The organism is Microbacterium luteolum (assembly GCF_039533965.1).
In the GTDB taxonomy this organism is placed as follows: Bacteria; Actinomycetota; Actinomycetes; order Actinomycetales; family Microbacteriaceae; genus Microbacterium; species Microbacterium luteolum.
This window is the reverse complement of sequence record NZ_BAAAUN010000001.1, coordinates 3384846-3403700: the sequence shown is the minus strand read 5'-3', so window position 1 is coordinate 3403700 and position 18855 is coordinate 3384846. Positions and strand designations below refer to the sequence as shown.

At 67.9% G+C, this 18855-nt stretch carries 20 protein-coding genes; 4 read left to right on the top strand and 16 right to left on the bottom strand.

The window, feature by feature from the left end; all coding sequences use genetic code 11:
- The first annotated feature begins 35 nt into the window (after nt 1–35).
- Nucleotides 36–341, top strand: coding sequence for an NIPSNAP family protein (locus tag ABD648_RS16410; RefSeq protein WP_282216032.1), 306 nt, complete (start codon nt 36–38; stop codon nt 339–341).
- 54 nt (nt 342–395) lie between these two features.
- Here the strand turns inward: ABD648_RS16410 and ABD648_RS16405 are convergent, their stop codons facing one another.
- From ABD648_RS16405 to ABD648_RS16390, 4 genes are all read right to left on the bottom strand, one after another.
- Complete coding sequence (locus ABD648_RS16405; RefSeq protein ID WP_282216031.1) at nt 396–599, bottom strand: hypothetical protein; 204 nt, start codon at nt 597–599, stop codon at nt 396–398.
- Nucleotides 600–816: 217 nt separating this feature from the next.
- On the bottom strand, nt 817–1011 hold the full coding sequence (locus tag ABD648_RS16400; protein WP_282216030.1) for a hypothetical protein: 195 nt from the start codon (nt 1009–1011) through the stop codon (nt 817–819).
- Nucleotides 1011–1763: a hypothetical protein gene (locus tag ABD648_RS16395; protein ID WP_344709530.1), complete on the bottom strand. Its 753-nt coding sequence runs from the start codon at nt 1761–1763 to the stop codon at nt 1011–1013. The genes ABD648_RS16400 and ABD648_RS16395 overlap by 1 nt, the downstream gene beginning before the upstream one ends.
- A 179-nt stretch (nt 1764–1942) precedes the next feature.
- A complete protein-coding gene (locus ABD648_RS16390) occupies nt 1943–2593 on the bottom strand; it encodes a response regulator transcription factor (protein WP_282216028.1) in 651 nt (216 codons plus the stop codon).
- Between the two features lie 259 nt (nt 2594–2852).
- Between ABD648_RS16390 and ABD648_RS16385 the strand changes: the two genes are divergently transcribed.
- Together ABD648_RS16385 and ABD648_RS16380 are read left to right on the top strand one after the other, a co-directional pair.
- The gene (locus ABD648_RS16385; protein WP_282216027.1) at nt 2853–4091 is read left to right on the top strand and encodes a sensor histidine kinase; all 1239 of its coding nucleotides are present in this window, start codon (nt 2853–2855) and stop codon (nt 4089–4091) included.
- Nucleotides 4092–4133: 42 nt separating this feature from the next.
- Nucleotides 4134–4388 (top strand): hypothetical protein, encoded by a 255-nt coding sequence (locus tag ABD648_RS16380; protein ID WP_282216026.1) that lies wholly within the window; start codon nt 4134–4136, stop codon nt 4386–4388.
- A gap of 38 nt (nt 4389–4426) precedes the next feature.
- On the opposite strand, the gene ABD648_RS16375 is transcribed toward ABD648_RS16380, so the two are convergent.
- The 9 genes from ABD648_RS16375 to ABD648_RS16335 form a co-directional block, all read right to left on the bottom strand.
- Nucleotides 4427–4750 carry a hypothetical protein gene (locus ABD648_RS16375; protein WP_282216025.1) on the bottom strand — a complete coding sequence of 108 codons (324 nt, stop codon included), beginning with the start codon at nt 4748–4750 and terminating at the stop codon, nt 4427–4429.
- Between the two features lie 112 nt (nt 4751–4862).
- Nucleotides 4863–5834 carry a Gfo/Idh/MocA family protein gene (locus ABD648_RS16370; RefSeq protein WP_282216024.1) on the bottom strand — a complete coding sequence of 324 codons (972 nt, stop codon included), beginning with the start codon at nt 5832–5834 and terminating at the stop codon, nt 4863–4865.
- The gene (locus tag ABD648_RS16365) at nt 5827–7266 is read right to left on the bottom strand and encodes an MFS transporter (RefSeq protein WP_282216023.1); all 1440 of its coding nucleotides are present in this window, start codon (nt 7264–7266) and stop codon (nt 5827–5829) included. The genes ABD648_RS16370 and ABD648_RS16365 overlap by 8 nt, the downstream gene beginning before the upstream one ends.
- A 172-nt stretch (nt 7267–7438) precedes the next feature.
- Complete coding sequence (locus tag ABD648_RS16360; RefSeq protein WP_282216022.1) at nt 7439–8476, bottom strand: LacI family DNA-binding transcriptional regulator; 1038 nt, start codon at nt 8474–8476, stop codon at nt 7439–7441.
- Between the two features lie 23 nt (nt 8477–8499).
- Nucleotides 8500–8634, bottom strand: a complete 135-nt coding sequence (locus ABD648_RS16355) for a hypothetical protein (RefSeq protein WP_282216021.1) — start codon at nt 8632–8634, stop codon at nt 8500–8502.
- 29 nt (nt 8635–8663) lie between these two features.
- Entirely contained in the window at nt 8664–10457 is a 1794-nt protein-coding gene (uidA, locus tag ABD648_RS16350; protein WP_282216020.1) for a beta-glucuronidase, read from the bottom strand.
- Nucleotides 10458–10537: 80 nt separating this feature from the next.
- Nucleotides 10538–11365, bottom strand: coding sequence for an SDR family NAD(P)-dependent oxidoreductase (locus ABD648_RS16345; RefSeq protein WP_282216019.1), 828 nt, complete (start codon nt 11363–11365; stop codon nt 10538–10540).
- 29 nt (nt 11366–11394) lie between these two features.
- Nucleotides 11395–12768 carry an MFS transporter gene (locus ABD648_RS16340; RefSeq protein WP_282216018.1) on the bottom strand — a complete coding sequence of 458 codons (1374 nt, stop codon included), beginning with the start codon at nt 12766–12768 and terminating at the stop codon, nt 11395–11397.
- A gap of 27 nt (nt 12769–12795) precedes the next feature.
- Nucleotides 12796–14040: a family 1 glycosylhydrolase gene (locus ABD648_RS16335; protein WP_282216017.1), complete on the bottom strand. Its 1245-nt coding sequence runs from the start codon at nt 14038–14040 to the stop codon at nt 12796–12798.
- A gap of 101 nt (nt 14041–14141) precedes the next feature.
- Between ABD648_RS16335 and ABD648_RS16330 the strand changes: the two genes are divergently transcribed.
- Entirely contained in the window at nt 14142–14756 is a 615-nt protein-coding gene (locus ABD648_RS16330; protein WP_282216016.1) for a TetR/AcrR family transcriptional regulator, read from the top strand.
- Here ABD648_RS16330 and ABD648_RS16325 read toward each other — a convergent pair whose 3' ends face one another.
- From ABD648_RS16325 to ABD648_RS16315, 3 genes are read right to left on the bottom strand one after another with little or no spacing between them, the layout of a single operon-like run.
- Nucleotides 14757–16220 carry a glycoside hydrolase family 43 protein gene (locus ABD648_RS16325; protein ID WP_282216015.1) on the bottom strand — a complete coding sequence of 488 codons (1464 nt, stop codon included), beginning with the start codon at nt 16218–16220 and terminating at the stop codon, nt 14757–14759.
- On the bottom strand, nt 16217–17041 hold the full coding sequence (locus ABD648_RS16320; RefSeq protein WP_282216014.1) for an ATP-binding cassette domain-containing protein: 825 nt from the start codon (nt 17039–17041) through the stop codon (nt 16217–16219). Before ABD648_RS16320 ends, ABD648_RS16325 begins: the two co-directional genes overlap by 4 nt.
- On the bottom strand, nt 17038–18822 hold the full coding sequence (locus ABD648_RS16315; RefSeq protein WP_282216013.1) for a dipeptide/oligopeptide/nickel ABC transporter permease/ATP-binding protein: 1785 nt from the start codon (nt 18820–18822) through the stop codon (nt 17038–17040). The genes ABD648_RS16320 and ABD648_RS16315 overlap by 4 nt, the downstream gene beginning before the upstream one ends.
- Between the last annotated feature and the right edge of the window lie 33 nt (nt 18823–18855).

Sequence of the window (18855 nt, the reverse complement as noted above, 5' to 3'; positions counted from 1 at the left end):
GACGATAGCGATGACCGCTCTGAGAGGATGATCGGATGATCACCGTTCACCTGCGCTATGAGATCGACCCCGACAAGCTCGACGACTTCACCGAGTACGGACGCGCGTGGATCCGACTGGTGGCGAAGCACGGCGGAACCCACCACGGCTACTTCCTGCCGAGCGAGGGCGACAGCGACGAGGCCTTCGCACTGTTCACGTTCCCCTCGCTCGCCGAGTACGAGGTCTACCGGAACGCCTCGAAGACCGACCCCGAGTGCGTGGAGGCGTTCGAATTCGCGCGCAGGACGCAGTGCATCCGCCGTTACGAGCGCCGCTTCCTCAGCCCCGTCTTCGACTGAGCCTGCCGACGGTCGACGCCTGGCGGGAGTTGCGCTCCACGACCTGAACGGGACTCATCTCGACCTGACTCTGCGGTGCTCGGACGCACTTTCCCGTTGTGCGATGATCGCGCAGGCGAGAGCGGTGACGAAGGCGACCATCGCGAGTCCCCACGCGACGAAGGCGAACTGCTCGGGGAGGATCATCGACGCCAGGAGCAACGCGACACCGACAAGGGGAAGAACGAGGGTCAAGCGCTGCGTGAGGGTCTGGGGCATCGTCTTCTCTCCGATCGGGCCGCTGGAGATGCGGCCGGGGCCTCATCGACGACGACGCCCGCATCCATGCTTTCGGCCGCCGTGCCGACCGACCAAGACATTTGGCCCTTCTCTAGCCCCAGGGCCATGAACCCGACGCGATCATCGTCCACAGAGACGGCCCCGACGAGAAAGGCTCTCTCGTCGGGGCCGACTGCCCAGCGTGGTCATCCCGGCGTCAGGTCCGAGCGCGACCTGCTTGACGCCAGATGAAATAGTTCATGCACCAGAAGACGACGTTGATCACGAGAACGAAGATCATCGACCCCGACATGGTCCAGACGCCCGTCGCCAGCAGGATGAGCTCGAGGACCACGATCGGCGCCACGACGATCGTCGCGAACACTGCCGGGCTGATCCGCTTCTTCGTCATCATTGGCAGCTGAATCCCGTCGGCCCCGCCAGGGGGTATATGCGCATCTCACGATTGTTGGCACAGACGCCGTTCGCAACGATGATACCCACGATCATCGCGATGACGGCGGCGCCGACACCGCATCCGACACCTGCGGTCGTGGGTGCGAGGAGTGCGCAGATAGCCGCCACCAGAGCCCCGGACGCTCCTGTCACCATGGCCTGCTGTTCGGCGTTGGTGAGCTGGATGTACGGCCACGGATCCGCGCCGCCGGTCACGAGCGGCTGGATACCGCCGGTGCCGTCGCCGCCGGACACCAGACCGGTCGGGTAGGCGATCGTCGCGCCCGGAGTCAACGAGAAGCTCATGGCGGCCGCGCTTCCGTCGATCTCGACCGTCATCGGGCTGCCTGATGCGAGAAGTTGATCGCGGAGCTCGACGAAGGCCTCTTCGAGCTCGGACGTCGTCTCGGCCGATTCCGAGAGCGAGACTGCGGCGACGAAAGCCCTGCCCTCATCGCTGGCCAAGATCTCTGCCGACACCTTGCTCGGGTCGAACGTTTTCGTCTCCTGGTCATAGGCCGACACCAGCTGATCGATCCGAGACCCGAGTTCTTGAGTCGTCACCGTCGCTTCGGAATCCGCAGGTTGCTGCACGGCGACCGCACGAGCATCGACGGCATCGGATGCCGTCGCCGGCGATGCCTGCGCAAAACCGCAGACCACGACCACGGTCGCCGCCAGCACGGCGAGCTTTCCTGGCACTCTCATGAATATTCCTCCGGTCCTGGAGCCCCGCATCGGGCCCGGGCGTCAACGAGCGTTCTGTGCTTCCACAGGACCACCGCACAGCATCCGACTCAAGCGATCCCGATCGCTCATAGCCCCAGGGCCAGAGATTCGCGCTCACGGTCCGGGACGTTCCGACACCGCGCCGCTTCCTGCCCTCTTCAGAGGCTGATGAGGCCGAGTTCGGTGGCCCGGAGGACGATCTGCAGACGGTTCTCAACGTCCCAGAGTTGATTGATGTGGCGGATGTCGGCCTTCACGGTGCCTTCGGCATAGTGCAGCTCGTCGGCGATCTCGGCATTGGAGAGCCCCCGGGCGATCAGGTCGATGACTTGCCGCTCGCGCTCGCTCAGCACCGGGGCGTCGGTGATCCGACTGTCGCCGGATTCGATCGCGGCGCGCACGAATCTCTCCTGCACTTCGGGTGAAACGACCCGGTCGCCCGCGTGGGCAGCAACGATCGCATCGATGATCTGCTGTGGAGTCGAATTCTTCACGAGGTACCCGCAGGCGCCCGCGCGCAGGACCTCGATCGCACGCCATTCGGTGGTGAAGGTCGTCAAGGCCACGACGCGGCAACGAGGATTCCAGTCCAGGACGAGCCGGGTCGCTTCTACCCCGCCGACCTCGCGCATCTTGATGTCCATCAGGACGACGTCGGGGTTCGACGCCCTGCAGGTCGCGACCACCTCAGAGCCGTCGGTCGCCTCGCCGACCAGTGCGACGCGGTCGTCGTCGCTGATGAATGCGCGTAATGCGTGTCGCACCAGGGCTTCGTCGTCGACGACGAGGACACGGACGGCTTCGTTCACTCCCCCACGGTATCGCGGGAACTTCGTCTGATCTCCAGCCCTGGGGCCATGATCGCGTGGCCTCAGGTTCGCGACTCTTAGGGTGGAGGGAAGGAAGACCATGATGCGGCCGACGTCGCGCCCAGCGCTCACGTCGCGAACCACCTGACTGAGGAGCCCGACGTGGGATCGACAACCGAGTTCGCCGTCCGAACGTTCGCCCGTGCCGTCGGGGCGAATGCCGATCTGGGCGAATGGCTCTGTCAGATCATGGGCATCTGTGCCTGAAACCTCCGCGCCGTCCGCCGACAGCCGGGCGCCGATCTTCGCTGCGCGGTCGTCGATCGTGAAGATGCTGCGGTCTCGCACGTTCTGGGATCAGCGCGGTCTCCACCCCGTCGCGCGCCTCCTCCTGCTCCTGGCTGTCGGCGTGCTCGTGATGATCGCCATCGGGTTCGGCTTCGCGAGCGGCGGGTTCACGCGCCACGACCTTCTCGCCATCGTGCTGTACGCGGGAATCGCCGCCTTCGCGTGGCACCCGGCGACCGCAGCGTTCATCGTCATGCTCCTCACCAGCGTGGGTGTCGTGTTGACCGAGAGCGGCGGAGATCTCCTCGAGCTCGCAATCGCGCTCAGCCTGGTCGCCGCGACGTGTGCGCCATGGGTGATCATCGCGCACGCGGTGCTGCTGGCGTTGCTGACCGCGTACATCGCCAGCGACGGCTCGACGCTTGCCGCGGGCGGCGTCTACGGAATCGCCGGCATTGCGGTGATCGCTTTCCTCCTGGGTGTGGCATTCCGGCTCGTCGCCGCGCGTGAGACGTTCCTGGTCGCGGAACGCTCACGGATCTCGAAGGACCTCGAGGCCATCGCTCAAGAAGATCGGGAGCGTATCGCGGATGAGCTCCACGACGGCATCGCGCACGATCTCACGCTCATCCTGTTCCATGCCCGAGCTCTGCCCCTGCAGCCGGATGAAGCAGCCCGGAACGTGTCTCTCACCACCATCGAGGAGTCGGCAGAAGCGGCGCTCCAGAGTATTCGGTCTCTTCTCTCCTTGATACGGGACACGGAAACCGAAGGCCCCCGCGTCCATCCATCCCGATACGACGGGAACATCATCGACGCGGTTTCCTCCCTCGGAGCTCTCCTGAATGATGCCGGGATCCCGACGCGGGTGTCCGCGCCGAGCGCTCCTCTCCGTGTGGCGTCCGCGAACGAGCGAGCCCTGACCGAGACGGCGATCGAAGCCGTGACGAACATCATCAAGCACGCGCCGACGTCGCAGTCCGCGAGCCTCGACGTGAAAGATCGTGCCGACGTCGTCGAGCTCGTCGTGAGGAACGTCGTCGTCGCGCCGCCCTCGGGAAACAGCGATCGTCACGGAGGTCGTGGCCTTCACCGTGCGCGGCACCGCCTCGCCCAATGCTCGGGAACCCTCGAGACAGACGGCACGGGCGACGGATGGATGCTGCGGGCCACCGTTCCGACCCGCGCCGGATCATCCGATCCGATGTGACTCTCAATGCCATCATCGGCGCGCCATAGAAGGGACTTACGCATGCACACGACGACTTCTACGCCCTACAGCAAGTCATTTCAGCGCAGGCTGCGAGTGTTGTTCTCACCTGTTCGACTGAGCCTGCTCGTTGCCGCAATCGCATTCTGCGTCGTTCTGAACGTCGTCTACATCGGCAGCGGAGGATCTCTCGAGTGGATCGGCCTCTTGTCCGCGATCCCGCTGCTTGCATTCGCCGCCTGGACGCTCGCAACTGACTACTCACATCGCCGCAAGGAGAAGGCTCAGACGCGGTAGCGCGACCTCCTCTCGCGGAATCGAACGGTGTTCGTGCCCTAGGCGCCGCGCCTGACCGCCACCACCATCTCCTCGCCGCCTTCCAGGCTGGACCAGGAGGAAGTGTCGAGGTGAAGACCGAAACGAGCGACAACCTCGGTGATCATCCTCTGCACTCGCAAGGTGCCGCTCTCCGTGAAGACCTCGTCGATCTCCACCTCGAACGCATCGTAGGAGAGCGGTGCACGCAGCGACTGGGCGTCCGCGGCGCCGATCAACTGCATCTGGCGCCGACCGGAGGCGCCGTTCTGGGCGAGCTCCCCGACCATCACGCGGAAGTAGTTGATGGCACGCTTGGCTGAGCCGCGCACGTCCTGCAGCATGGGAGCCGGCGCATTGCCCTGGCTCGGGAACATCGGGTCCATGGCCGTGCCTTTCGGTGTCAATTCAGGATGCCATGTCCTGACCCGCCCGCGGGTGGGCTCAGAGTGGCGATCAGCGCGAGGCGGGCGAGATCTCGGCGAGGATACGGTCGAGAGTGCGCGTGACGGCGATGGTGGTCTTCGCGTCATGCCAGGGATGCTCACGCTGACCGGATTCGATGGCCGCGCTCACCGCCTCGAGCATCGGGCCGTAGCCGTTGCCCACCCGTGGATGCCGCACCTGCTCCGGCGCGCGGAAGATGCGCTCGGCCGAGCCGGCATGGACATGCGCATCGCTGCCCGCCCAGAACATCGGATCGAGCGTGATCCATCCGCGCTCACCGCTGATCGCCGCCGAGAGATCGAGGAACTCGACGCCCGACCAGGCAAGCTGCGCGAACGCCCCGCCGGAGTGTTCGAGCGTCGCGTGTCCGCTGAGATCGACGGCATCCGAGACGACACCACGTGCGTGAACGCCCTCTGGCGTCCCGAGGAACCAGTGCGCCAGCGTGACGGGGTAGATGCCTCTGTCGCGCAGGATGCTGCCGCCGTCTTCCGGCCGCGACTTTCCCGGACGAGGGGAGAACGGTGTGCCGAAGCTCGCCCGCACGCTCCGGATCGCCCCGAGCTCTCCCCCGGCGATGCGGTCGATCAGTTCGACGTGCAGGGGGTTGAACCGCATCCACATCGCCTCCATGAGGAAGCGATCCGATTCGGCCGCACGCGCGAACAGCAGCTCGGCGTCGGAGGCCGATGTCGCGATCGGCTTCTCGACCAGGACGTGCTTGCCTGCGTCGAGCGCCTCGAGCGTGATCTCGGTGTGGGTGTGCGCCGGGGTCGCGATGTAGACGACGTCGACATCGTCGCGGGAGAACAGCTCCGCGCGGTCGGCGGTCGCCGAGGGGATGCCGTGGCGTGAGGCGAAGTCCGACGCCCGGTCGGCGGTTCGACCCCACACAGCCGTGATCTCACCGTCGACGGCGAGCAGGTCGGCGACGAGCCGGTCGGAGATGTCGCCGGTGCCGACGATTCCCCACCTAGGCACGAGCCGGCTTCCGCTCTCTGATCGGCGCCACCGTGAGCGTCGCGAGCGCCACGAGCACGAGCGCTGCACCCCAGACCGCCTGGTAGCCGCCCGTCACCGAGACGACGACGGCAGCCAGCGCGGGCGCCAGCGCCTGGCCGAGGTTCATCGCGACGATGGCGAGTCCGAGATCCCGTCCGGCACGCGCAGGGTCGGGGAGCACGTCGATGAACATCGCGTTGTCGACCGGCAGGTATATGCCGAAGGCGAGGCCGGTGAGGACGACCTGAGCGAACAGGGCAGGCAGCGTCGGCGAGATCAACGGAATCGCCATGGACACCGCCATGAGGACGGAAGCGACGATGATGAACGGCTTGCGGCGCCCGAGGCGGTCGGAGAGCCGGCCCGAGATCGCGACGGCGATGAGCGTGAACGGGATTCCCGCGAGCCCCAGGATCGGCACCATCGCCGAAGCCTCCGCCGCGCTGAGCGCGGGGCGGACGTAGCTCTGCAGCATGTAGAGGTTGAGCACGGTCGAGGTGCTGTACCCGAAGAAGAAGAGTGCGCGCGAGATCCACAGCCACCGGTAGTTGCGGGCCTTGAGGGCGCTCGCGTAGCCGAGCAGGAACGGCTTCCAGGCGAACGGCTCCCGCTCGACCTCGACCGAGGACTCGTCGCGGTTGCGCGTGACGAACAGGATCGTCGCGATGGCGACCAGAAGGCCGAGGATCAGATAGAAGTCCAGCCCGACGAGCCCGAACAGGGCGCCCGCGCCGATGCCGCCGATGATGCCGCCGATGATCGCGCCCATGCTGGTCCACGACGTCACGCGGCCCCTGCGATCTCTCGGCACCCGGTCCGCGACCGTCGCCTGCAGTGGATTGCCTGCGACGTTCAGCGCCAGTTCGGTCGCCGACCAGAGCACGACGAGGACCACGAGCGAGGGCGCATAGCGCACCGCCACGAGCAGGACGGCTCCGATCAGCCCGGCGTAGAGGATCCAGGGCGCACGGCGCCCGAGGCGGGAGCGCGTGCGGTCGGAGAGCACGCCGATCACCGGCTGGAGGACCATCACGATGATGGCGCTGGTCGTCGTGACGAGAGCGAGCCCGTTCGCCCGCGCCGCTTCGAAGTCGGAGAGCAGGGCGAGCTGTCTGGTCTGGTCGGCGTCAGGGGTGACCTCGCCGGAGGCGACGGCTCGCCCGAGCTCGGTCAACGCCTGCAGGTCGATGCCGGCGTCGGCTCCGTGGAAGAACGAGCCGAACTCCAGCAGCTGGATCTGATTCGGCATGAGGATGCCGTTCGTCGCCGCCCAGACGGCCGACACGGCGAGCGACAGGAGCAGGTACCAGCGGATGTAGCGCGAGAGCGGCTTCTTCGCGTCGTAATGCACGGCCACGGTCGAGGTCCAGCGCGCGTCCTCGCCGGCCTCCTGCGTGATCGGCTCGCTCATGCGCGTGATCTCGCGTCGCTCCGGTGGACGGAGGGGGTACGCAGTGCATTCGACATCGAAGACTCCAGACCGTCTCGCTGCGGAGACAGTTCCATCAAAACAGATCGCAAAGAAAAAGGCAACCGATTGCCAGCCGCAGAATGCAACGGCTGCGGCCCGGGTGCGACGGCCCTCAGAGCCGCGGGACCGGACCCGTGCTCCCCCGCACGACGAGCGTCGTCGCGAGAGGCTCGTCGCTCACCGGTTCGGTGGCGTCGCCCAGCGCTTCGAGCACCTTTCCCACCGCGCGTTCTCCCGCCAGCTGGAGCTGTGCACGCACGGTCGTCAGCGCAGGCACGATGAGCTCGCTGCCGAAGATGTCGTCGAACCCCGCGATGCTCAGATCGGCGGGGATGCGCATCCCCGCCGAAGACGCAGCCTGGATCAGACCGATCGCCATCAGATCGTTGAAGGCGATCGCAGCGGTGGCCCGCGACGCCTGCACTCGCCGCAGCGCCTTGCTTCCGCCGTCGATGGTCGGGCTGAGGGGTCCGATCTCGACCACGGCGATGCCTCGCCCCTCTGCGGCGTCGAGCAGCGTCTCCCACCGTCGGCGGCTGATCCACGACGTCTCCGGCCCGGAGAGGTACGCGATCGACGTATGCCCCAGGTCTGCGAGATGCGCGACGAGGTCCGAGACTCCCTGCTCCACCTCCGGAAGGACACCGACGATGCCGTCGACCTGTCGGTTGATGAGGATGACGGGTTTGCGGTCGGCCAATCGCGTGATGCGCTCATCACCGAGACGGGTCGTCGCGAGGATCAGCCCGTCGACGCTCGGGAGGATCCGCGAGACCGCTTCGGCCTCTGCCTCGCCCGACTCCTGCGACTCGGCGATCACCAGCGTGTAGCCGGCAGCCGCGGCGGTGTGCTCCGCACCGCGGACGATCCCGAAGATCACCGGGTTCGTGATGTCCGCGACCATCAGGCCGATGGTGTGGCTGCGCCCCGTCGGCAGCGCCCGCGCCATCGGGTTGAACTGGAAGTCCAGTCGATCGGCCGCAGCGCGGATCTTCTCCTCGGTCTTCTTGCTGATCCGCCCCGGCTTGCTCAGCGCCCGGGAGACGGTCGACGGGTTCACGCCCGCGAGCTCGGCGATGTCGTAGATGGTGGCGGCGCCGTTGCGTCGCCGGATGCGCTCCGCGATCTCGCCGGGCAGTTCGTCGTCCATGGATCCTCCCGCCTCCCAGCGTGTCATGAGCGACGCGATTCGACGCGGTCGGCGGGGAAACACCCGGTCGCGTCGCGGCCGGCACCGTCGAGGAGGCGGCGCCGGCCCGCGACGCCCACCTCGGCCTCCTCGACCTCCTCGACCTCCTCGACGGTCATCGGATGCTCCTGTGCGCGACGGCGGCCGGTCAGGCGTCGGCGCCGGGCTTGCGTCCGTCGAGTCCGCGCCAGCGCTGCCGCAACGCGAACGCTGCGGCCTTCGGTCGACGCTCGCGCGTGAAGATGCCCTTGCGGTTGCCACCGACACGGTGCAGGCCGTTGGTGGTGGCGAAGTCCGCGAAGTTCCAGATCTGCTCGCCCACGAACTGCGGGAAGCGATCGAAGACCCGGTGGTACATCGCGAGCAGGTCGGTCTGGTACTCCTCGGTCCACACCTGGTCCCATACCGAATGCAGACCCGGCATGGTGTCGGCACCGTACTCGAGCATCATGATCGGCTTGCCGGTGCGATCGATCCAGCCCTGGATGTCACCCTGCAGATACATCTCCGCCGTCGCGAGATCGCCGGCGTTGATGTACCAGCCGTAGTAGCGGTTGAGGCTCACGACGTCGAACAGATCGATGATCTGATCGTTCTTGAAGGTCGCGAACATGACCATCGAGTACGTGATCGGCCGTGTCGGGTCGAGTTCACGCACCAGGTTCACGAGGGGCTCGAAGTACTCGCGCGCCCCGTCTTCGTTCGACGCGGGCTCGTTCGCGATGCACCACAGCACCACGGACGGGTGGTTCTTGTCGCGCCCGATGAGCTCGCGCAGGTGCTGTGCGTGCGCGGCCTGCGTCTCAGCACCCGCATACTGCTCGGAGAAGGTCGGGAAGGGAGGCGTGCCACTGAGTCCGCCGACGACGCCCATGTTGAGCCCGACCGCGGCGGTCTCGTCGATGACCAGGATGCCGTGACGATCGGCGAAGTCGAGAACATCCTCGGCATACGGGTAGTGCGAGGTGCGGAACGAGTTGGCGCCGGTCCATTCCATGAGCTGGAAGTCGTGCACCATGTAGGCGTCGTCGTGCCCCTTGCCGCGGACGAACGTGTCCTCGTGCTTGCCGAAGCCCGTGAAGTAGAACGGTTCGCCGTTGACGAGGAACTCCTCGCCGCGCACCTCGACCGTGCGCACCCCGACCGCGAGCGCGTAGGTGTCGAGCACGTCCTCACCGTCGACGGCGTCGACCGTCAATTCGTAGAGATGGGCGGCGCCGGGCTTCCAGAGCACGACGTCGTCGATCTGCAGGCGACCCTCCGACCCGGATGCCGTCGCTAAGACGGTGCCTGCGACATCCGCCAGACGGACGCGGACGTCGGCGCCGCCGACGGTCTCGACGCGGTAGTCGACGAACCCGGTGGAGCCGTCGAAGGTCGTCACCACGGTGACGTCGTCGACGTGCACCTGCGGGAGCGAGTAGAGCGACACGGAGCGGGCGAGTCCCGCGTAGTTGTAGAAGTCGTGGAAGTACGTCTGCGTCTTGCCGCCCGTCATGCCGACCTCGATCTTGCCCGGCGGGATGGTGATGTTCGTCAGATCAGGGCTCACCGCCACCGTGAGGCGGAACGCGGCCCCGGGCCTCACGGCATCCGTGACGTCGATGTCGAACGGCGTGTAGCCCCCGACATGCCCGCCGACGAGCTGGTCGTCGACGTAGACCTTCGCCGAATGGGTCGCCGCATCGAAACGCAGGAGGATGCGCTCCCCCGCCCAGCCGCGCGGCACCTGCACCGACCGCTGGTAGTACACCCAGCCGACGTGGTCGCGGATCGCGGGATCGGTGAAGAGATCGTTGTAGCTCGCGGGAACGGCCGCTTCGAGCGGGGTGTCCAGAACGGACGACCACGGCTCCTCCGGGAGGCGGGAGTCGATCGCGAACTTCCAGACGCCGTCGAGCTTGACGAGGTCACGGGTCGCGGTGGCGATGGGCTTGAGCATCAAGGGCCTTTCGTGCGCTTCTTTGCGTTTCTCGGTCTTCAGTACAGCAGAGTTCGACGGAAATGGCAACCGATTGCCATTCATATGGTCTCCCCGGCGTCCGCGAGGAGCGTGCTCCCCGTCATCACCATCGAGAGATCGCTCGCGCAGAACAGCACGACGCGCGCGATGTCGTCCGGCGTGCCCTGGCGCCCGATCAGGCTGTGCGACATCGCGGACGGCATCGTGGAGAGATCGATACCCGCCGCCGCCATCTGCTCCATGGCCGCGGCCGCCATCGCCATGTTGCCCTCGGTCGGCACGTAGCTGGGAGCGACGCCGAGGACGCGGATGCCCTGTGGCGCGAGCTCCAGCGCGAGCTGTTTCGTGAGCCCCCGCACGGCGTGCTTCGACGACACGTAGGCCGACAGGCCCGGAGCGGTTCCGCGGAACCCCGCGGTCGACACGATGTTGACGACGACGCCGCCCTGCGGCATCCGACGCGCCGCCTCGCGCGCGCCGTTGCGCACACCGCGCGTGTTGACCGCGAAGACCTGCTCCCAGGTCTCATCGCTCATCTCGATCAGGGACTGGCTGGGGAAGATCCCGGCGTTGTTGACCCAGATGTCCGGGGCGCCGACGGCAGTGGCGGCGGAATCCGTCGCCACTGCCACCGATCCGGCGTCGGTGACATCCATGCGCACGCCCACCGTCGGCACCGCGAAGCGCGCGGCGATCTCCTCCGCCGCCGCTTCGGAGCGCCCCTCGTCGAGGTCGGCGATCACGATGCTCGCTCCGGCTTCGGCGAGTCGATCGGCGATGGCCCGGCCGAGGCCCTGCGCGCCTCCCGTGACGAGGGCGGTGCGACCGGTCAGGTCGAGCAGCGAGGCGAGCGGGTTCGACGAGACGTCGGGGAAGGGGAAGGACATCAGTGCTCCGTTTCGAGAGGGCCGGGCGCTCAGCGGACGCTGCGCACCGAGAGAGTGATGAGGAGGCCGCCGGCGAAAGCGAGCGCAGCCGCGAGGAGGTACAGCGCGGTGAAGTTCTCCGCGCCGGCGCCGATCGCCAGCACCGCCCCGCCGAGGACCGGCGCGAAGACACCAGGGATCTTCTGCGCGAAGAGGGCGATGGCCATGTACCTCCCCGCTTCCCGCTCGCGATCGGGCAGCACGTCGAGCAGCAGCGCCTGAGCGACGGCCGAGAAGGTGGCGATGCCGAGGGAGTTCAGCAGGGTGCCGACCATGAGCGTCGGCAGATCGTGCGCGAACGCCGAGACGCCGCATCCGGCGGCGAACAGGGAGGCACCCGTGAGGATGAACGGCTTGCGCCTGCCCACCCGGTCGCTCAGCCACCCGCCGCCGAGAGAGCCGACGGTGGCGGTGACGATGCTCGACGCCGAGACGATCGCGAGCACGCCGGCGACGTCCGGCACGCGCAGCTCCAGCTGCTGGGCGACGAAGAAGACCGTGAAGCTGGTGGTGAGGGTGAGGCCGGAGAAGAAGATGAAGCGGCCGAGCCAGTTCCAGGCGAAGTCCGGGGCCGTGCGCGGGTCGAAGCCGTAGCTGCGCAGCAGTCCGCCGACGGTGAGTCGCCGCTCGAACACCATCCCCCGACTGTCGGGGTCGCGCACGACGGCGAGGAAGGCGATCACCAGCACGACGCCGATCACCGCGGGGAGCGCGAAGACGACGAGAACCTGATCACGGAAGAATCCGACGAGGATGATGCCGACGACGGGCGCGACCTGCATCGTCACGCCCGTGAGACCGGACACGCGCCCGCGTTGGTGCGGCGGCAGGCGATCCGCCTGCCAGTTGCCGAGCGAGGCGGCCGCCGTTCCCCATCCGACCGCCGAGAGCGTCCATCCGATCGTGAGGACGGCGAGACTCGGAGCGAGCGCCATGATCGGCACCGACACCGCGCCGATGAGCAGACCGATCACCGTGAAGGGGCGCCGGCGCCCCCAGCGGCTTCGCAGCCGGTCACTGAGGATGCCGGTGAGCGGAGCGAGCACGAGCGTCGCTGCCGAGCCGACGGCGAGCACCAGACCCAGCGCCTCGGTGCGACCGGGAGCCAGTTGGTCCAGCCGCACGGCCAGCGAGTACGCCATCGGTACGATCATCGCCATGCCCGCACCGAACGTCGCGGCGACGAGCAGCACGATCGAACGCAGCCGGACGTCACCCGTGCGGGCGTCGGATGCCTCGGGTGCCGTCAGGGCGGGTACCGAGCCCGTGGCCGGGGGCTGCGGGAGCGCGAGGTTGCCCTCGGGAACGCGCCCCGCAGCCCCCGCGGAGCTCTCGCCCCGGGGGTCGTCGACGTCGACGGTCATGAACTCGGCCTCTGCGTGCAGCGCCGCTCAGCTCAGACCGTTGCGCTTCGCGACCTCGCCGAGCCAGCCGAGGCTCGGCTTCGGCGTGCGCACGAACGTCTCACGGTCCACGGCGATGAGGCCGAAGGTCGGGGCCCAGTGCCCCCACTCGAAGTTGTCGAGGAGCGTCCAGTGCAGGTATCCGCGCACGTCGATGCCCTCGTCGATGGTGTCGGCGAGTCCGCGCAGCGCGGCATCCGTGTAGCGGATCCGCTGGGTGTCGTCAGCGGTCGCGATGCCGTTCTCGGTCACGATGACGGTGACACCCTCCGAGACCTCCCACGCGTGGCGCACGGCCATGGCCAGCGAGTCGGGGCGGAATGCCGTGCCGACCAGCGTGTTGTCGGGGTGCGGCGGATGCGGGACGAGGCCGTCCGCATCGACCTCCTGGGAGGAGTACGCCTGCACTCCGACGAAGTCGTCGCCCCGGGATCCCTCCCAGTAGACGTCCTCCTTGCCGTAGCGGATCTGCCGGAGCTTCTCCTCGCCGCCCGGCGCTGCCGTGAGCGCGCCCGCGGCGATGGTCCAGCCCACCTTCGCGTTCGTGCGCGCACGCACGATCTCGCGGGCGGCGTGGTGGATCTCGACGAAGGCGCGACCGATCGCGGGGTCGGCGTCCTGCAGGAAGGCGCCGTGCTGCTTCTTCTCGACGCTCTTCTCCTCGCCGCCCTCGCGCTCGGTGTCGCTCTCGACGGTCGGGCTCTGCCACTGGCCGCCCTGCGTCTCGGCCATCCGGCGCATCGCGGTCATGATGGCCGCCTGCATGTTCGGCTCGTTCATGGTCGCGACCCATTCGACGCCGTCGAGGATCGTCGTGGCCTCGGTCACGAAGCGGAGGAAGCGGTCCTTGGCCGCCGGCGACGTCCACCCGCCGTCGTTCGCGAACCAGCGGGGCGTGGTGAAGTGCTGCAGGGTGACGAAGGGCACCACTCCGCGGGAGAAACAGTACTCGATCACGCGACGGTAGTGGGCGAGCTCGGCCCGCGAGAAATGTCCCTCCACCGGCTCGATACGCGACCACTCGAGACTGAATCGGTAGGTCGTCAGACCGGCATCGGCCAGCAGGTCGATGTCCTCGCGGAACCGGTGGTAGCTGTCGACGGCGTCGCCGGAGAGCTCCATGCCGGGCATCGTCAGCTCGCGCTCCCACCAGTCGCTGTTGACGTTGTTGCCTTCGATCTGGTGTCCGGCGGTGGCGGCACCCCAGAGGAAGCCGGTGGGGAAGTTCGTCATTGAGGGATCCTCTCGATCGGGGCAATCGTGACAACCGATTGCCATGCTCACGGTAGCATAAATTAGTAAGCGCTCACTATTTTTGATGGCAGGAGGCCTCGATGGTCCAGTACGCCAAGACCGCGGCCGTGCGCCGCGGCATCCTCGACGCGTGCCTGACGATCTTCGGCGAGTCCGGATTCCATGGGGCGTCGATGGCCGAGATCGCACGGCGGGCGGGCATCAGCCACACCGGGCTCCTGCATCACTTCCCCCGCAAGGAAGACCTCCTCATGGCGGTGCTCGAGTTGCAGGACGAGCGCAGCGCCGACTACCTCGCCCGCAACGCGGTCCTCGACGCCGGCGCCGATCCCCTCGACGTCCTCCGCGGCATGGCCACCACCCTGATCGAGAGGGACCAGCGAGTGGGCCTGGTCGAGCTGAGCGCCGTGCTCACCGGAGAGGCCACAGCGACCGGCCACCCAGCGCACGAGTACTTCGCCACGCGCTACCGCTACATCCGCTCCTTCATGACACGGCTGTTCACGCGTCTCGGCGACGAGGGCCGCCTGTCGACGGATCTCTCGCCGACGCATCTCGCGGCACTCACGATCGCCGCCACAGACGGGCTGCATACGCAGTGGCTGTTCGATCGCGCGGCGATCGACGTCGACGGGTGCGTCACATCGCTGATGTCGTCGTTCGTGCCCGAGCTGCGCGCTCGCCCGCAGGAGTGATCAGGCCGGGAGACCGCCCTCATATGCGAACCGCCGGACGACGACCCCCTCGCCGAGCGCCTCGACACCGATCACCCGTCCGGTGAATCCGCCGGCCACCTCGGTCGAGAGGTAGCGGCCGTCGATGCTCGCCAGTTCGACGAAGCCCTCGGCAGACGCGTAGCCCGCCCGCAGCAGATCGGGTCCGCGACGTGCGCCGCGCTCGGCCTCGAACTCCGTGGCCCTGATCTCGAGCGCCGCGTCCGCCGGCGCCGCCGCACGTGCGACGACGTCGCTGAGCGGGCCGATCACGACACGCACCCGCACCTCGGCATCGATCCTCTCGACCAGCACCTGATGCGCGTCGTCGATGCGGACGGAGAGCGCGACATCGCCCGTCGCCCGCACGCGCGCCGACCAGAGCTCATCCTCGGCCCGCACCGCGAGCAGCCGTTCGGCGCTCGTGGTGAGCGGGTCGCGTCCTCGCGCGAGGCGCAGACCATCGGCGCCCGGGTGAGCGAAGGACGACGGGGAGACTCCGGGCGAGATCCACCGCGGATGCAGCGCCTCGCCGTCGAACTCGTCGACGAACGCGGACGTCGCGGGTGGGACGTCGTAGCGCGCCTCGTCGATGACCGGCCAGCCGTCGACCCAGTCGACGCCCGCGAGGAAGGTCTCACGGCCGTTCGTGTGCCACCGGGGAAAGGTGCCCCGGGGACGCGTCGCGAGGAAGACGAGAGCCCACGAGCCGTCCGCGAGCTCGACGAGGTCGGAGTGTCCGGTCGACTGCACGGCTGCGCTCGTGCTGCGGTGGGTGAGGATCGGGTTGCTCGGCGCGGGCTCGAACGGGCCGTCGATGTCCGGCGACCGCGCGATCGTCACCATGTGCCCCGGTCCGGTCCCGCCTTCCGCGACGAGGAGGTACCACCACTCGCCACGGCGGATCAGATGAGGCCCCTCCGCATGCGCGCCACCGGTTCCTGCCCACAGCGAGCGCGGCTCGGAGAGCACCTGGCCGGTGAGCGGGTCGATCACCGCCTGCGAGATGCCGCCGCGCATCACGTCGCTCCAGGTCACGAAGCAGGTGCCCTCATCATCCCAGGCGATGTCGGGATCGATGCCGATGAGACCTGCGACGCGCACGGGCTCGCTCCACGGCCCCGTGGGAGCGTCGGCGTGCACGAGGATGTGTCCGTGAGCCACCTCGTGGATGTTCGTCGTGATCATCCAGAACCGGCCGTCGTGGTGGCGCAGGGTCGGGGCGTAGATCCCCCCGCTGGCGCCCGCGACACCTGTGCGCACGTCGAGGTGCTCCGGTCGATCGAGGATGTTGCCGAGCTGCGTCCACGAGATCAGGTCGCGCGAGCGGAACAGCGGGACTCCCGGCGAGTACTCGAAGCTCGAGTGGGCGAGGTAGTAGTCCTCGCCCACGCGGCAGATCGAGGGGTCGGGGTGATAGCCGGGGATGATCGGATGCTGCGTCATGATGCGGCCGCCACTCGTTGGCGCTCCTGTCTGCGTTCGCGCTGCCGTGCGGGGTCGGCGACGGGCGCTGCGAGGAGCAGCTTCCGGGTGTAGGGGTGATCCGGAGTCGAGGTGACGTGCTCGGCCGAGCCCGTCTCGACCAGGTCTCCGCGATACAGCACGGCCACGCGGTGACTGATGTGACGGACGACCGAGAGGTCGTGGGAGACGAAGAGATAGGCGACACCCGTCGCTCGCTGGATCTCGACGAACAGGTCGAGCACTCGGGCCTGCGTCGAGAGGTCCAGCGCCGACACCGGCTCGTCGCACACGATCAGACGAGGCTGGGGAGCGAGCGCCCGGGCGATCGCGACCCGCTGACGCTGACCGCCCGAGAACTCCCGGGGCAGCCGCTCGACGGCATCCGATGGCAGCCCCACCTGGTCGAGCAGGGCCTTCACCCGCGCCCGGGCGTCCTTCGCCGTCGCGCCCTGGATGACCAGCGGCTCGGCGAGGATGTCGCCGATCGTCATCGAGGGGTTCAGCGAGGTGTACGGATCCTGGAACACCACCTGGATGTCGCGGGCGAGCCTCCGACGCTCACGGGCGTGGATGCCGGCGATCGACGTGCCGTCGAACCGGATGTCGCCCCCTGACGGATTCACGAGACCCAGCACGGCTCGTCCGATCGTGGTCTTCCCCGATCCGGATTCGCCGACCAGCCCCAGGGTCTCCCCCGGCGCCACGCTCAACGAGACGCCGTGCAGGACTTCCACCGGCTTCGCGCGCCATCCCCGACCGGGGAAGGAGACGCGAAGCTCATCGACCTCGAGCAGACTCATGGCCGGTTCCCTTCCTCAGAGGTCGTGACGGGCGGATCCGTGCGGACCGCACTCTCGTCGAGGATCGCGCCGAGCAGCATCTTCGTGTACTCGTGCGTGGGGTGCGAGAACACCTCGGCAGCCGTGCCCGCTTCGACGATCACGCCGTTCTGCATCACGGCGATGCGGTCGCAGAGGTCGGCGACGACGCCGAAATTATGCGTGACCAGGAGGATCGCCATGTCGAGCTCGGACTGCAGGTCGCGCAGCAGGTCGAGGATCTCGGCCTGTACGGTGACATCCAGCGCCGTCGTGGGTTCGTCGGCGATCAGGAGCTTCGGCCGACTCGCGACGGCCCCTGCGATCAGCACGCGCTGGGCCATCCCGCCGGAGATCTGATGCGGATAGGAGTCGAACGTGCGCTGCGGATCGGCGATCCCGACACGCTCGAGGAGCGCGAGCACGCGGGCCGTCGCCTCTGCGCGGGTCACTCCGAGCGCCGAGCGCACGCCCTCGATCAGCTGCGCGCCGACCTTGTAGGACGGGTCGAGGTTCGACATGGGCTCCTGCGGGATGTAGGCGATCTGCTTTCCCCGCAGCGGACGCATCTGGGCGTCCGTCAGCCCGACGAGCTCGCGCCCGTCGAAACGGATCGACCCGCGGGTGATCACCGCCTCGTTGGGCAGCACACCGAGCGAGGCGAACGCCGTCTGCGACTTCCCCGATCCGGATTCACCGACCAGACCGACGATCTGCCCGCGGGCGATCGACAGGTCGACGCCGCGGACGACCTCGTTGAGGCCGCCGCTCGGCCCCGGGTAGGCGATCGCGAGATCGCTGATCTCGAGCAGCCCGGTCCGTGCGGCTGTCGCCTCTCCGGCGCTGTCGAGCACACGCTGGCCGCGTCCGACCTTGGCGGGTTTCGGCATGGAGCCCTCGAGGATGTCGCGCAGAGCGTTGCCGAGCAGCACGAGCGACGCCGTGATGATCCCGAGCAGAAGGCTCGGCCACAGGAACTGCGTCGGTGCGATGTAGAGGTTGCGGAATCCCGACGAGATCATCGAGCCGAAGCTCGGGATCTGCAGAGAGCCGACACCGAGGAAGGCGAGACCAGACTGCACGGCGATCGCGGAGCCGGCCAGGAAGGCGGCGGCGATGATGATCGGCCCTCGGATGACGAAGAGCACGTGGCGTCCGAGGATGCGCAGGTTGCCGAGTCCCGACACCCGCGCAGCATCGACGTACAGCTCGTTCTTCACTCCCAGCACCAGGTTGCGCACGATCCGGTAGATGCCCGGCGACAGGAGGACTCCGAAGATCAGCATCGTGAACCGGTAGTCGCCACCGGTCACCGGCATCAGGATGATCAGCAGCAGGATGCCGGGGAACGTCATGACGAGGTTGAACAGCCACTCGGTCGTCGCTCGTGTCACGGTTCCGAAGTAGCCGCCGATGAGTCCGGCGACGACACCGACGGCCAGGGCGACACCGGCGCCGATCAGCGCCGAGACGGCCGCCGTGTTGATCGAGTGGAGCAGGCGCGACAGGATGTCGCGCCCGGCCTCGTCAGCGCCGAGCAGATACCCGGGCGTGCCGACCGGCGCATTGATCATCGCGAGTTCGGCGTCGTTCGGGCCGTGCGGTGCCAGCCACGGCGTGAGGAGTCCGAGGAGGAAGATCACGGCGAGGAGCCCGAGCGTCACGACGGCCTGCGGATCGCGCAGGATGCGGCGCCAGGTCGACGTCCGCGCCTTGGCCGCGTTGTCGAGGGTGACGAGCAGCTCGGTGCTGGGCGTCGTCACCGTGCGGGTGTTCGTCGGGAGTGGGCGTTCGTC